General features: G+C 56.5%; 15 protein-coding genes. 9 read left to right on the top strand and 6 right to left on the bottom strand.

From position 1 onward, the window contains the following. Positions 1 to 82 precede the first annotated feature (82 nt). On the top strand, positions 83 to 232 hold the full coding sequence (locus tag AC2T28_RS10310) for a hypothetical protein (protein WP_486748885.1): 150 nt from the start codon (positions 83 to 85) through the stop codon (positions 230 to 232). Positions 233 to 253: 21 nt separating this feature from the next. Here the strand turns inward: AC2T28_RS10310 and AC2T28_RS10305 are convergent, their stop codons facing one another. The 3 genes from AC2T28_RS10305 to AC2T28_RS10295 form a co-directional block, all read right to left on the bottom strand. Continuing rightward, positions 254 to 727 (bottom strand): GNAT family N-acetyltransferase, encoded by a 474-nt coding sequence (locus AC2T28_RS10305; RefSeq protein WP_486748884.1) that lies wholly within the window; start codon positions 725 to 727, stop codon positions 254 to 256. 81 nt (positions 728 to 808) lie between these two features. Continuing rightward, complete coding sequence (locus tag AC2T28_RS10300; protein ID WP_486748883.1) at positions 809 to 1,546, bottom strand: Bax inhibitor-1/YccA family protein; 738 nt, start codon at positions 1,544 to 1,546, stop codon at positions 809 to 811. 182 nt (positions 1,547 to 1,728) lie between these two features. Beyond that, positions 1,729 to 1,938 (bottom strand): DUF1127 domain-containing protein, encoded by a 210-nt coding sequence (locus AC2T28_RS10295; protein ID WP_486748882.1) that lies wholly within the window; start codon positions 1,936 to 1,938, stop codon positions 1,729 to 1,731. Between the two features lie 127 nt (positions 1,939 to 2,065). Between AC2T28_RS10295 and AC2T28_RS10290 the strand changes: the two genes are divergently transcribed. After that, complete coding sequence (locus AC2T28_RS10290) at positions 2,066 to 2,953, top strand: LysR family transcriptional regulator (RefSeq protein WP_486748881.1); 888 nt, start codon at positions 2,066 to 2,068, stop codon at positions 2,951 to 2,953. 203 nt (positions 2,954 to 3,156) lie between these two features. Here AC2T28_RS10290 and AC2T28_RS10285 read toward each other — a convergent pair whose 3' ends face one another. After that, complete coding sequence (locus tag AC2T28_RS10285; protein ID WP_486748880.1) at positions 3,157 to 3,561, bottom strand: hypothetical protein; 405 nt, start codon at positions 3,559 to 3,561, stop codon at positions 3,157 to 3,159. 529 nt (positions 3,562 to 4,090) lie between these two features. Beyond that, positions 4,091 to 5,038, bottom strand: a complete 948-nt coding sequence (locus AC2T28_RS10280; RefSeq protein WP_486748970.1) for an NADPH:quinone oxidoreductase family protein — start codon at positions 5,036 to 5,038, stop codon at positions 4,091 to 4,093. A 364-nt stretch (positions 5,039 to 5,402) separates the two neighbouring features. Between AC2T28_RS10280 and AC2T28_RS10275 the strand changes: the two genes are divergently transcribed. The 5 genes from AC2T28_RS10275 (at position 5,403) to AC2T28_RS10255 (ending at position 9,124) form a co-directional block, all read left to right on the top strand. Then, the gene (locus AC2T28_RS10275) at positions 5,403 to 5,774 is read left to right on the top strand and encodes a helix-turn-helix domain-containing protein (protein WP_486748879.1); all 372 of its coding nucleotides are present in this window, start codon (positions 5,403 to 5,405) and stop codon (positions 5,772 to 5,774) included. A gap of 55 nt (positions 5,775 to 5,829) precedes the next feature. After that, the gene (gene hisN / locus AC2T28_RS10270) at positions 5,830 to 6,621 is read left to right on the top strand and encodes a histidinol-phosphatase (RefSeq protein ID WP_486748878.1); all 792 of its coding nucleotides are present in this window, start codon (positions 5,830 to 5,832) and stop codon (positions 6,619 to 6,621) included. 110 nt (positions 6,622 to 6,731) lie between these two features. Next, a complete protein-coding gene (locus AC2T28_RS10265; protein WP_486748877.1) occupies positions 6,732 to 8,069 on the top strand; it encodes an 8-oxoguanine deaminase in 1,338 nt (445 codons plus the stop codon). 3 nt (positions 8,070 to 8,072) lie between these two features. Then, positions 8,073 to 8,516 (top strand): CAP domain-containing protein, encoded by a 444-nt coding sequence (locus AC2T28_RS10260; protein WP_486748876.1) that lies wholly within the window; start codon positions 8,073 to 8,075, stop codon positions 8,514 to 8,516. A gap of 167 nt (positions 8,517 to 8,683) precedes the next feature. Beyond that, positions 8,684 to 9,124 (top strand): CAP domain-containing protein, encoded by a 441-nt coding sequence (locus AC2T28_RS10255; RefSeq protein WP_486748875.1) that lies wholly within the window; start codon positions 8,684 to 8,686, stop codon positions 9,122 to 9,124. A 72-nt stretch (positions 9,125 to 9,196) separates the two neighbouring features. Here the strand turns inward: AC2T28_RS10255 and guaD are convergent, their stop codons facing one another. Further along, positions 9,197 to 10,486, bottom strand: a complete 1,290-nt coding sequence (gene guaD / locus AC2T28_RS10250) for a guanine deaminase (RefSeq protein ID WP_486748874.1) — start codon at positions 10,484 to 10,486, stop codon at positions 9,197 to 9,199. A gap of 133 nt (positions 10,487 to 10,619) precedes the next feature. Between guaD and mgtE the strand changes: the two genes are divergently transcribed. Together mgtE and AC2T28_RS10240 are read left to right on the top strand one after the other, a co-directional pair. After that, positions 10,620 to 12,008, top strand: coding sequence for a magnesium transporter (mgtE, locus tag AC2T28_RS10245; protein ID WP_486748873.1), 1,389 nt, complete (start codon positions 10,620 to 10,622; stop codon positions 12,006 to 12,008). Next, the gene (locus AC2T28_RS10240; protein ID WP_486748872.1) at positions 12,005 to 12,574 is read left to right on the top strand and encodes a 5-formyltetrahydrofolate cyclo-ligase; all 570 of its coding nucleotides are present in this window, start codon (positions 12,005 to 12,007) and stop codon (positions 12,572 to 12,574) included. The genes mgtE and AC2T28_RS10240 overlap by 4 nt, the downstream gene beginning before the upstream one ends. Positions 12,575 to 12,797 lie beyond the last annotated feature (223 nt).

The raw sequence follows: 12,797 nt of genomic DNA, 5'->3' as shown, positions 1-12,797 counted from the left end.
ATAGAAACAGCGTTACCGTTAAAAGAATGGCATGGTCTTGCCGCAATCATCGCACAGCCTATCCTTGAGATGGAGGTGCGAGATGCAAGTTTGTTTGCGAGTGATGCGTGTATTGGGGCTGGCGATGCTGGCCCTGGTGATTGGCGCAATGCGATTTGATCCGGCCAATGCGCCCCAGCATGTAAGCGCCCCGCCTGCTGTGATCACACAGGACTTGGGGCCGCAGGGGTAATTGGCTGAGCTGGCGACCTTGTCAGGCGCGCCATTCCGCTATGGTCAGAATCGGGGCAAGCCCCATGCCTGCCATCAGCGCTGCTGAGGCTGCGTTGAAGGGCGCATAGGTGGTGGCAATGATCTCGATCCCCTTAGCTCGGACCTGGGCTTTCATCTCTGTCATCAACGCTTTGCCCACACCCATGCGCTGCCAGGGGGCCTGTACACTAATTTGATGCAACATGGCCCGTGTCTCGGCGGCCCGTACGGGCAGGGCGGGGCGGTGTTCAACTTGATAGATCAGATATCCAAGCAGGGCGCCAGTGGGGCTTTCAGCACCAAGCGCATATGTCTCATCGCTGCTGAGCCGGTCCTGCAGCCAGCTTGCCAGTTCTGGGTCGCTGGGATTGGCAGCAAAGCGGTTGGGCTGGTGTTCCACGTGCAGGGAATGCACGTCTTGCAGCAAGGGCACCAGACGCGCGGCTTCGGTTGCGGGGATATCGATGATCTTCATGACAGGTCTCACTGGTTCTAAAACGAGAAGGGGCGGATCACTGTGATCCGCCCCTTGCTAAACTTGGTATGGGTGGTGCGGTTATTCGCGGTTACCAAACAGCTGGAGCAGGAACATGAACATGTTGATGAAGTCCAGATAGAGGTTCAACGCGCCCATGATCGCGGCCTTGCCCAACCACTCCTGATCTCCTGAGTGGGCCATCTGCAGGTAAGTGGTTTTGATTTTTTGGGTGTCATAGGCGGTCAGGCCAGCAAAGATCAGCACGCCGATCGCCGAGATGGCAAACATCACGGCTGTAGATTGCAAGAAGATGTTTACGATCATTGCAACGATCAGACCAATTAAACCCATGATCAAGAAAGTGCCCATAGCGGACAGGTCTTTCTTGGTTGTGTAGCCATACAGGGACAGGCCCGCAAAAGCGATTGAGGTGATCAGGAATACCTGAGCAATAGAGAAACCGGTGAAGGCGACAAAAATCCAGCTAAGTGACAGGCCCATTACCGAGGCGAATACATAGAAGAACGTTTGAGCGCCTGCCGCGGACAATTTATTGATCATGCCGCTAAACAGGAAGATCATGCCAAGGGGGGCAAACATCACGATATAACCCAGGATATTGGGCTGCAGCGTCATAGGATCGCGGAAGATGCTCAACAGCTGAGGGTTGGAGCCAACAGCCCAAGCAACCGCAAAGGTGATCAGCATGCCGACGGACATGGTGCCGTAGACTTTGTTCATGTGGGCGCGAAGGCCCGCGTCGATCTCGGCAGCGCGGGAACCCGCGGCGGATCGGATAGTGTCAAATTGTGACATTTGTCTTGGTCTCCGTTAAAATCACTTGCATCGCCACGAATGGCTGCGCTCCCGCTAAATATCGGGTGAACGCAGTATATATTCAAGTATTTCGTAGTCAATTTGACGGAAAAACGCGAAAGGACGGGGCCATTCTGGGCTCCCGTCCTTTTCATCATGTATTTAGGCGGTGTTTTACCGGCTTAGCAGCGCCATGTCTGTGGTGCATCCCAGAAGGCACGGCGGGCTTCAGTGTTGGCTTCGCGGCGAGTCAGGCCGATGTCTTCCAGCGCGCTGTCATCCAGAGCTTTCAGGGCACGACGCTGTTTCCAAGCGTCCAAACGCGCAGTCAGGCCTGAGATCAGGGATGGGCGAGTTGCTGTCGGGGCGCAGGTGTTTGTGATATAGGTCATTGTCTTTGTCCTTTCCGGCGATTTTGATGTTTAGCGATCTGTTGATCAATTCTGTTGATGTATATGGCGGAATGTGATTGATATTGGAAACGAATGTTTTTGAACTGACTCATCAAGGATTGTGATCATGCGGAATCTCGACATCACCACCCTGCGATCTTTTGTAGCCGTGGCCGACAATGGCGGTGTGACACGTGCAGCTGGATTTCTGCATTTGACCCAATCGGCGGTGTCGATGCAGCTGAAGCGGCTTGAGGAACTGCTGGGGCTACAGCTGCTGGATCGCTCGGGCCGGACCATTGCGCTGACGGCCTCGGGCGAGCAGTTGCTGGCCTATGCGCGCCGTATGGTAGCGCTGAATGACGAGGTGATTGGACGGCTGACCGACCAGGTCTATGAGGGGGAGATCGTGCTGGGGGTACCGTATGACATCGTCTATCCGGCGATCCCCAAGGTGCTGCAACGGTTCAATGCCGCCTATCCCCGCGTGCGGGTGCAGATGGTCGCCAGCAATACCCGGCAGCTGAAAGAGCAGTTTGCCAAGGGGGAGTGTGACCTGATCCTGACCACCGAAAGTACCAGCAATGATGAAAGCGAAACCCTGGCCGAGCGTCCGCTGCGCTGGATTGGCGCGCCCGGTGGGGCAGCCTGGCGACAGCGCCCACTGCCGATGGCGTTTTGCCGCTATTGCACCTTTCGCCCCAAGGCGGTGGAACGGCTGGATAAGGCGGGGATCTCGTGGGATATGGTTGTCGAGACCGAGAGCGACCGCACCATTGAGGTGACCGTTGCAGCGGATCTGGCGGTGCAAACGATGATTGATGGCACCGAACCACAGCACCTGGTGCAGATCGACCATGGTGGCAGCCTGCCGGACCTGCCGGTACAAAAGATCAACCTGTACGGCGCCGAAGTAACCGGTTCTCATATCGTGGGTGAGATGTCTGAGTTCCTGCGGCAGGCCTTTAGCAGTGTGTCTACGCCACTTGCGCCTGCCCAGTGGCATGCGGCCTAGGGGTGATGGTCACGGCTGGTAGAAAAGCTCTGATGATCAGGGGCTGTGTTGAATAGTTGATTATTGGTGAGGTTATCTAACGCGTGCATACAACGGCAGCATTTCGGACTTTGCTGATATTTGGATTTGTTATTCAGAGGTCCGTTTTTCGTCGGCATTTCAATTTTCAAGAATACAAACTGGTGGATCCCGGAGTACCTTGACTAAGTCAAATACCGGGCTTCTTTTAAGCCGTTTTTGATGTACAAAACTACAAGCCAGCTAAGTGCCGAATGGAAGCCAAACAGATCTTCGCTCCTCTCTATTTCGTCGTCGCTTAGCCAAACACCAAAGCGCCAGCGGTTTGCGAACCATCCTTCTAAGGAAAGTGATCCGCTTTTTAGGCTGGCTAGAACATGATTTTGGTCGGCTTGGGAAGCTGTTCGCCAAGTGTCTTCTGCAACCTCTTCCAAAAACGCCTTCACTTCGATGGATGGCTCGTTGGTCTCCCGATCAAAAAAGTGCCATCTATCGATTGCATCAAGAAGTAAGGGCCTAGTAGGCATACCATCTGAATCAAGCAACTCCAATTCTCGGAGAATGGGTTCTAGCCTCGGATCAAAGACCATTGGATCAGATAGTGTTTTGCGCCAATTCCGTGGAAATGGTTGTTCATACTAAGTGCCACATCCAAGAAGACTTCGATGGAAGGAAGCGAGGTCAAACTCATTACATCTATCGCATGCTGGGCTTGAGAACACGTCACTGTTGGGCTGTAGCCCAACTCTGTCTTGCCTTGCGGATCGAAATGCAAAAGAAATTGGCATGCATGTTCCCACGTCGAGTCGAAATGATGGTTTAACGTACCCGAGCTTTCTACCGCTTTGGAATGAATGTAGCCAAAAAGACTGTTCATCGACCTGCGTTCTTCGGTTTCGGTAAGTCGAAATAGGGCCACTTGGAAATCTCACATAGTTTTTTTGGGGCGTACAAAGAGCAAGGGTGGTATCCCTCACCTCAAAGTTCAACCAGTTAGAATGGACACTAGCTACGGCGCAGCGTGGGTGACTTTGGGCGCCAAGCAGACATTGGCCAGTTTTGGAGGTTGATGAGCATGAGCGCAATACAGCCCCGCTCGCCAACACTAAACCAAACCCACTATCCCCCCATCGTAATCACCACCTTGCCAGTCGATTTGCGGCTGCGCAGCAGCTCCATGCCCTGTTCTACCTGTTCCAATGGCAGGGAATGACTGATGTGAGGGGTGATCCGGCCCTGAGTATACCAATCGAGTAAGGTGCTCATAGATTTGTGCACCACGGCGGGGTGGGACTTCAGATAGCCGCCCAGATAGAAGCCGATCACCGACAGGTTTTTAACCAACAGATGATTGGCCGGGATTTTGGGGACTTCGCCACCGGCAAATCCAATGGGCAGCAACCGGCCGCCGGGATTGGTGGCGCGAAAGGCGGATTTCCAGACGTCCCCACCAATCACGTCATAGACCACATCCGCCCCACCTAGCGCCTTGACCGTCTCGCGGAGATCTTCGCTGGCGTCCACCAGATGATCCGCCCCGGCAGCCTGCGCGACCTCGAGTTTTTCCGGGCCGCGGGCCTGGGCAATGACCCGTGCCCCCATCAACTTGCCAATTTCAACCGCCGTAAGACCCACACCGCCAGCGGCGCCGGTGACCAAGAGGGTCTCGCCGGGTTGCAGCCTGGCGCAGTGATCCAGTGCCAAGTGGGCGGTGCCGTAGGTAATCTGAAAGGCGGCGGCATGCTCAAAACTCATGTGATCGGGGATTTTCATCACGCGGGCGACGTCAAAACAGCCGAACTCAGCCAGGCCACCTTGGCCGCCAAAAACAGCGACACGATCACCAACAGCGAAGGTCGAAACCTGCTCGCCCAGAGCGGTGACCACCCCGGCCGGTTCCATTCCGAGCGTAAAGGGAAGGGGCGGTGTGTCTTGGTAGGTCATATTTTGCATTAGTAGATCTGCAAAGTTCAATCCACAGGCGAGTATCTTTATCTGAATTTGCCCCTTCTGCGGGTCACTGCAATTAATTTTAGCAAGCTGGGCTGGAGAACCTGAGGCAGGCATATGATAGGCAAGCATATTATAAATCCATATTTTTTCTTAGTTAGGGGGAATTTAGCGTTTCCTGTCAAATGAGAATCACGCTAATTCTGCCCTCGCTATTTTTGGGGAGGAGCGAATGCGCCGAATCTCGCCAGAAACGTGAAAAAAAAGACTGTTCAAATCAGTTATTTGGAATATTGGCACCGGAAACCGGGTGGTCTTGGGCTTGAATTCAACCTCGAAGAGCGTAGAGTTAAGAACAGTGGTTGGGTTCGGTTGATTGGATGGGGATGAAGCAGAGACAGAACGGTTTAGAATAGACCGGTTTTTGTTTCGATTTGGTCTCCCGAACACAAGACCCATTGATTATTATAAGGAGAGAAGCATGGCTCATCCCGTGGACGTGCATGTGGGAAAGCGGATAAGACACCGCCGTTGGTTGACTGGCATGACGCAGCAGCAGCTCGCCGAGCAGGTTGGCATCAAGTTCCAGCAAATTCAGAAATATGAGACCGGTGCGAACCGTGTCAGCGCTTCTCGGTTGTGGGATATCGCCGACTCGTTAACAGTTCCGGTGAGTTTCTTCTTTGAAGGCCTGGATGGCGAAGACAAGGACAGCGCTGAGGCTTCGGCGGTTCCAGCTGATCTGATGGGTGACAAAGAAGCACTCGATCTGGTTCGGTCTTACTACGCAATTCCGGAAAACCAGCGCCGTCGCCTGTTTGAACTGGCACGCGTGCTGAGTGACGTCGCCTGATACGCGACCTGCCTTAGGGCTTGCAATAAGCGCGGTTGAGTGGCAACCGATGGGGATGACCTTAACCGCGTTTACTGATCTTGAGATTGCCCACAAGCTGGCGGATGCCGCCCGTAGTGCAATCCTGCCCCATTTCCGCCGTTCCGACCTGAGTGCCGAGAACAAACTGGCGGATGGATTTGACCCCGTAACAATCGCTGACCGCGCCGCTGAGCAGGCGATGCGAAGCGTTTTGGCAGAACACCGCCCAGATGATGGCATTTGGGGCGAAGAATTTGGCCAATCGTCAGGGGTATCGGGGCGCACTTGGGTTTTGGACCCAATCGACGGCACCCGTGGTTTTATCAGTGGCACCCCAACCTGGGGCGTATTGATTGCGCTGTCTGATGACAACGGCCCGTTTCTGGGCATCGTTGATCAGCCTTATACCGGTGAGCGGTTTGTTGGCAGTGAAGATGTTGCTGAAATGACGGGTCCACTGGGGCGTTGTGCATTGAAAACGCGTACAACGGCGGACTTGGGTCAGGCAGTGTTGTTTACGACATTCCCCGAAGTTGGCACGCCTTCGGATCGCGCTGGGTTTGAGCGGGTTTCCAAGCAGGTCAAGCTGACCCGCTATGGTATGGACTGTTATGCCTATGCCTTGCTGGCTGCCGGGCAGGTGGATCTGGTGATCGAAGCCGGGTTGAACGCCTATGATATCCAAGGACCAATTGCGGTGATCCAGGCGGCGGGTGGCATTGTTACCGATTGGCAAGGCGGCCCGGCACATGACGGTGGACGGGCGCTGGCAGCGGCCAATGCGCAGATACATGCCGCGGCACTCGATCTTTTGAAAGACGCTTGAGCGGATCAAGGCTCTGCGCTATTTTGAAATGGCGCCGAGTCCTTTGCCCCTTCTGTCGGCCATAATCACACTTCGTACCGAAGCGGGCCTAAATGAAGTGTGAGGGGCCTATGCCAGAAATCCTTATTCAAAACGCCGATACAATTCTGACCATGGATGATGATGGTCGGGTGTTGCACGGTGCTGACTTGTTGATCCGTGACGGGGTTGTTGCCCAAGTCGGGCAAGGGCTGCAAGCCACGGGCGAGGTGGTCTCGGGGGCGGGCTGTGTGGTCACGCCCGGCTTGGTCAACACCCACCACCATCTGTATCAGAACCTGACCCGCGCAGTGCCAGGGGCGCAAGACGCACTGCTATTTGGCTGGTTGCAGCGGCTGTATCCGATTTGGGGCCGTTTTGGCCCGGACGAGATGTTTGTCTCGGCCCAGTTGGGGCTGGTTGAGCTTGCATTGTCAGGCTGCACGCTGAGCTCGGATCACCTGTATCTGTATCCCAACGGATCGAGGCTGGAAGATACCATTCACGCGGCAGCTAGTGTTGGATTGCGCTTTCAACCGACACGCGGCGCCATGAGCATTGGCGAGAGTGAAGGAGGCCTGCCACCGGATGCGCTGGTGGAGCGGGAGGAATACATTCTGAACGATATGATCCGGGTGGTGGATGCGTTCCATGATCCAAGTGAAGGCTCGATGTGCCGGGTTGGCCTAGCGCCCTGTTCGCCGTTCTCGGTCAGCCGCGACTTGATGCGCGATGCGGCGCTACTGGCGCGGGACAAGGGTGTGATGCTGCACACCCATCTGGCTGAGAATGACGAGGACATCGCCTATTCGGAAGCGCAGTTTGGTTGCCGCCCCGGCCAATATGCCGAAGAGCTGGGATGGACCGGTGATGATGTCTGGCACGCGCACTGTGTGAAGCTGGATGTCACCGAGATTGACCTGTTTGCCCGCACCCGAACTGGTGTGTCCCATTGTCCCTGTTCCAATTGCCGACTTGGCAGTGGCATCGCCCCAGTGCGGCAGATGCGCGACGCTGGGGTGCCGGTGGGGCTGGGGGTTGATGGATCAGCCAGCAATGACTCCGCCAACCTGATATCCGAAGCGCGCCAGACCATGTTGCTGCAACGTGTGGCCAACGGGGCTGACGCGATGAGCGGCTATGAGGCGTTGGAAATTGCCACTCGGGGCGGGGCGGATATTCTGGGCCGTCCGGACTGTGGACGATTGGCCGCTGGCAAACGGGCAGATATCGCGGTTTGGGATACCACTGGGGTGGCTTCGAGTGGCAGCTGGGACCCGGCGGCGTTGTTGCTTTCCGGTCCTACTCAGGTGAAACATTTGTTCGTTGAAGGGCGCCAGATTGTGCGAAGTGGTGAAATCACTACGTTGGAGCTACCGCAATTGCTGCATCGCCATGCAGCGTTGGCGCGGCGTCTGATGGAGAACTGATACATGATGCAGTTGAAGGCCCTGGTGCTTGGAACAATAATCTGGGCACTGCCCCTTTCGGGTGCCTCTGCCTTTGACCGCACTGCTGCAATCAACAGCCTTAATGCGTTGCGCGCCGACAAGAGATTGTCGGCGCTCACCTATTCTCCGCAGCTTGAAAAAGTGGCCCAACGCCATGCAAATGACATGCTGCGCAATGATTTTCGTTCACATACCGGCAGTGATGGCTCGACCATCGGCTCCCGGTTGAACGAAGGCGGTTATGGCTGGTGCGCGGCTGCCGAGAATATTGCCTGGGGACAGCGAAACCTGAACGAGGTGATGAACGGCTGGAACCAGTCTCGGGGGCACCGCAAGAACCTGCTGAACCGAAAAGTCAGCGAGTTTGCGCTGGTGCGGGTGGCGGGAGATATCTGGGTTATGGTGCTGGCCAAACCCGGCTGCTAGGCCTTGGTTTGCGTCATGCGATCTGGATAGGATTTGCCAAAAGCTTCAAATTGTATCGGCTTTACAGATGAGAAATCGGGGCAAATTTGCTACATTGGCCCGGTTGCTCTGGCCGTGGTCGCAATGATCACCTTGGCGCATAGGGCAGAAAACCAAGGGATCGTTATATGAAGCTGTTTTGTAGTCTGGCACTCTCTCTGATCCTCACGGGTTTGCCTTTGTCTGCGGCAAGTGTGGACCGTTCTGCGGCGCTCAGCAGCCTTAATAACTTGCGGGAAGACCGCAATCTAGCCTCGCTGCGCTATTCGCGTGCGCTGGAAAAGACTGCACTTCGACACGCCGAAGATATGGCCCGAAACGGGTTTGTCTCGCATACGGGCAGCGATGGGTCTGACGTGCCGACCCGACTGGCGCGCAGCGGCTATAACTGGTGCGCCTATGCCGAGAATATCGCAGCAGGTATCGACAGCCAGCGTGAGGTTATGAAAGCTTGGTACAAATCCCGCGGCCATCGTAAGAACTTGCTCAACCGGCATGTCAGTGAATTTGCGCTGGTAAAGACGGCAGGGGACATCTGGGTGATGGTACTGGCGCGACCGGGTTGCTAACCGGCACGTAAAACGCGCCATCCAGCGGATGACGCGTTTGATTTTCTTGTCAAAACGACTTCGGCAGGCGTGTTACGCGGCTTTGTTACCACCAATCCAGACCTCGGAAATGGCGCGGTCGTCGCCCATCATGATGGTTGGGAACAGGGCCTCCCACAGATCCTTGGCGCGGGTTGACCGCTGGGCAATGGCCGGGGTGGAGGCCAGATCCAGCACTACCAGATCAGCCTCCATGCCCGGTGCGATGTTACCGATCTTATCGTCCATGCGTAGTGAAGCAGCGGAGCCTTGGGTCGCCAGCCAGATCAGTTGCGCCGCATGCAGAGGCGTGCCGCGCAGCTGGCCAACCTCGTAAGCCGCCGCCATGGTGCGCAGCATCGAAAAGGACGAACCACCACCGGTGTCGGTGGCCAGACCAATGCGATGACCCTCAGCCATCAGGCCCGCCATGTCGAACAGGCCAGAGCCGATAAAGGTGTTTGAGGTGGGGCAATGGATCAGCGAGGACCCGTGTTCGCGCAGCCGATCCCGTTCACGCTCTTCCAGATAGATCGCATGACCATAGAGGCCGCGCGCGCCAAGCAAGCCAAATTCCTCGTAGGTATCCAGATAGTCGCGCGCCTGTGGGAACAGGGATTTCACCCATACGATCTCATCCGTCTGCTCGCTGAGGTGGGTCTGCATCAGACAGTCAGGGTTTTCGGCCCAAAGCGCGCCCATCGCCTGAAGCTGTTCTGGGGTCGAGGTCGGCGAGAAGCGCGGGGTGATGGCGTAAGACAGGCGGTCCACCCCATGCCATTTCTCTAGCAGGCGCTTGCTGTCGTCATATCCCGATTGTGCGGTATCACGCAGGCCCTCGGGCGCGTTGCGGTCCATGCAGGTTTTACCGGCCACCACGCGCTGGCCACGAGATTGGGCAGCGGTGAAAAAGGCGTCGACGCTTTCGGGGTGGATGGTGCAGTAGCTGCACACAGAGGTGGTGCCATTGGCGATGGTCAGATCCAGATAGCGGTTGGCGATCTCATCCGCATAGGCGCGATCCCCAAACTGCATTTCCTCGGGGAAGGTATAGGAGTTGAGCCAGTCAATCAGCCGCTTGCCCCAGCTGGCGATCATTGCGGTCTGCGGATAGTGGACATGGGCGTCGACAAAGCCAGCGGTAATCAACTTGTCGCCGTGATCCACCACTTGGGACGTGGGTTGCAGGGCGCGCATCTCTTCAAGTGTTCCAGTGCCAGCGACTTTGCCGTCACAGATCGCCACAGCCTCGGACACTTGGGCCGCATCCTGTGGATCGCCTTCACCAAAAGGCGAGCGGCCAAAGGAGAGTATTTGCCCTTTGAGGATGATTTCTGTGGTCATGGCGCGCGTCCTTTTGTTGCCAAACTGCATGACACAGGATAGCGGCCACAACAGTTTCGGTAAATTCAACCATTGTCATTGTTTTCCGGTAGCAGCTTCTTCTAGTTTGCGAACAATCAAGCGGAGGCAGCCCATGAACCCAGGTAGCGACCAAAGGAGCGGTGATCTGACCCGCGACGATGGATATGAGCTGGACCGCAGTGCGGTTGCGGCGATCCTTTATGCTGTCGACGTGGAAGATAAGGATCAGCTGACCAAGCTGATGGAGCCTTTGCATGCGGCCGACATCGCTGACCTGTTGGAGCAGATCAACTCAAACGACCGGGAACGGCTGATCCATCTGTATGGGCGCGAGTTCGATGGCGAGATCCTGACCGAGCTGGAAGAATCCGTTCGTGAAGATGTGATCCCCATCCTCAACCCGCAAGTTTTGGCCGAAGCGGTGCGGGATTTGGAAACCGATGATGTGGTCGATCTGGTTGAAGACCTGGAAGAGCCGCAGCAGGAAGCCATTCTTGAGGTGCTGGAAGACGCTGACCGGGTCGCGGTCGAACAGTCGCTGGCTTATCCGGAAAGTTCCGCTGGGCGATTGATGCAGCGCGAGGTGGTGATGGCGCCCGAGCACTGGAATGTGGGTCAGACCATCGATTTCCTGCGCGAGTCTGATGACTTGCCCGAGCAGTTCTATCACGTCATCTTGGTTGATCCACGGATGAAGCCGATTGGCAATGTCACCCTGGGTAAACTGATGGGCGCGCGCCGCGAGGTGCCTTTGGTTGATCTGCAGGAAGAGGTGTTTGAGGTAATCCCTGCCGACCAGGACGAAGAAGAGGTGGCCTATGCGTTCAACCAGTACCATCTGATCTCCGCCCCTGTTGTGGACGGCGATGACCGGTTGGTTGGGGTCATTACCATTGATGATGCCATGGTGGTGTTGGATGAAGAACACGAAGAGGATATTCTGCGTCTGGCAGGGGTTGGGGAAAGTGCCCTGTCGGACAGTGTAGCAGAGACCTCGAAGAAACGTCTGCCGTGGTTGGGGGTGAACCTGTTCACCGCAATCTGTGCCTCGCTGGTGATTTCTCAGTTTGAGGCCACCATTGCCGAGCTGGTGTCGCTGGCCATTCTGATGCCCATTGTCGCCTCGATGGGTGGCAATGCAGGCACCCAGTCGCTGACCGTGGCTGTGCGGGCCCTGGCGACTAAGGATTTGACCGGGGCAAACGTCTGGCGGGTGATCCGGCGAGAGCTGATGGTGGGGATGCTGAATGGGTTGTGTTTTGCGGTGGTGCTGGGTTTGGTTGGCATGCTCTGGTTCAGTTCACCCATGTTGGGTGCGGTGATCGGCACCGCCTTAGTGTTCAACATGATTATCGCGGGCTTTGCTGGTACGGTGGTGCCGGTGACACTAGACAAGCTGGGGATTGACCCGGCGCTGGCTTCGGGCACTTTTGTGACCACCACAACCGATGTCATGGGCTTTTTCATTTTCCTTGGGTTGGCGTCAAAGGTGTTGCTATGAGTGAGATTGATCTGACTGCAATAAAGGCGCAGGCCCGCAAAGAGGGGTTTGCCCGCCGTAAAGAGGCGTACGCGATGCACAAACCGGGCGTTGCGGGGCATCTGTCCGAGGTGCTGGCCGGCTATCGCGGTGTGCCGCTGTCGGGCTATATGCCGATCCGAACCGAGATTGACCCGCTGCCCGCCATGGCCGAGGCGACGGCGCATGGCAGGGTTGGTGTGCCAGTGATCCAAAGCGCGGGGCTGCCGCTGAAGTTCAGCCGCTGGCTGCCGGAGGCACCGCTGCGCGATGGACCCTTCGGGGCCCAGGTACCGCAAGTGGATGATTTCTTTGAACCGGAGATCCTGATTGTGCCGCTGGTGGCCTTTGACGCCCGAGGTGGGCGGTTGGGCTATGGCGGCGGTTTTTATGATCGTACGCTAGAAGGCCTGCGCGCCAAGCGTTCGACGCTGGCCATTGGGTTTGCCTTTGATGCGCAAGAAGCGGAAGATCTGCCATTGGAGGAGACGGATCAGCCGCTGGATATGCTGATTACGGAAAGCCGGGTGTTGCAGTTTGAGCGCTGAGCGTGCGCTCCCGCCCGTCGTTGACCTGCCGAGGCAGGTCTGCCGCCCGTTGGGCGTGGCGCCGTGCTGACGCACGGCGAAGGGAAGAGTTGCTGAGAGGCTCTGAGGAGCAAGTTTGCCCCACAGGAGCCATGTCGAGTGTTCTGTCCGTCACTTTGGCCTCAAGGGCGAGCCGCGCTTGCGCGCGGTCGCTATGCGACCCTTGACCCCAATGTGACGAACG

This window comes from Parasedimentitalea nitratireducens (assembly GCF_057444295.1).
This window is presented reverse-complemented; position numbering and strand designations above follow the sequence as displayed.

Coding starts and splice junctions, on each gene's coding strand:
- AC2T28_RS10285 (WP_486748880.1), bottom strand. CDS start 3,561: ATGGTCTTTGATCCGAGGCTAGAACCCATTCTCCGAGAATTGGAGTTG.
- AC2T28_RS10255 (WP_486748875.1), top strand. CDS start 8,684: ATGAAGCTGTTTTGTAGTCTGGCACTCTCTCTGATCCTCACGGGTTTG.
- hisN (WP_486748878.1), top strand. CDS start 5,830: ATGACCTTAACCGCGTTTACTGATCTTGAGATTGCCCACAAGCTGGCG.
- AC2T28_RS10290 (WP_486748881.1), top strand. CDS start 2,066: ATGCGGAATCTCGACATCACCACCCTGCGATCTTTTGTAGCCGTGGCC.
- AC2T28_RS10305 (WP_486748884.1), bottom strand. CDS start 727: ATGAAGATCATCGATATCCCCGCAACCGAAGCCGCGCGTCTGGTGCCC.
- AC2T28_RS10275 (WP_486748879.1), top strand. CDS start 5,403: ATGGCTCATCCCGTGGACGTGCATGTGGGAAAGCGGATAAGACACCGC.
- mgtE (WP_486748873.1), top strand. CDS start 10,620: ATGAACCCAGGTAGCGACCAAAGGAGCGGTGATCTGACCCGCGACGAT.
- guaD (WP_486748874.1), bottom strand. CDS start 10,486: ATGACCACAGAAATCATCCTCAAAGGGCAAATACTCTCCTTTGGCCGC.
- AC2T28_RS10300 (WP_486748883.1), bottom strand. CDS start 1,546: ATGTCACAATTTGACACTATCCGATCCGCCGCGGGTTCCCGCGCTGCC.
- AC2T28_RS10265 (WP_486748877.1), top strand. CDS start 6,732: ATGCCAGAAATCCTTATTCAAAACGCCGATACAATTCTGACCATGGAT.
- AC2T28_RS10295 (WP_486748882.1), bottom strand. CDS start 1,938: ATGACCTATATCACAAACACCTGCGCCCCGACAGCAACTCGCCCATCC.
- AC2T28_RS10310 (WP_486748885.1), top strand. CDS start 83: ATGCAAGTTTGTTTGCGAGTGATGCGTGTATTGGGGCTGGCGATGCTG.
- AC2T28_RS10280 (WP_486748970.1), bottom strand. CDS start 5,038: ATGCCTGCCTCAGGTTCTCCAGCCCAGCTTGCTAAAATTAATTGCAGT.
- AC2T28_RS10260 (WP_486748876.1), top strand. CDS start 8,073: ATGATGCAGTTGAAGGCCCTGGTGCTTGGAACAATAATCTGGGCACTG.
- AC2T28_RS10240 (WP_486748872.1), top strand. CDS start 12,005: ATGAGTGAGATTGATCTGACTGCAATAAAGGCGCAGGCCCGCAAAGAG.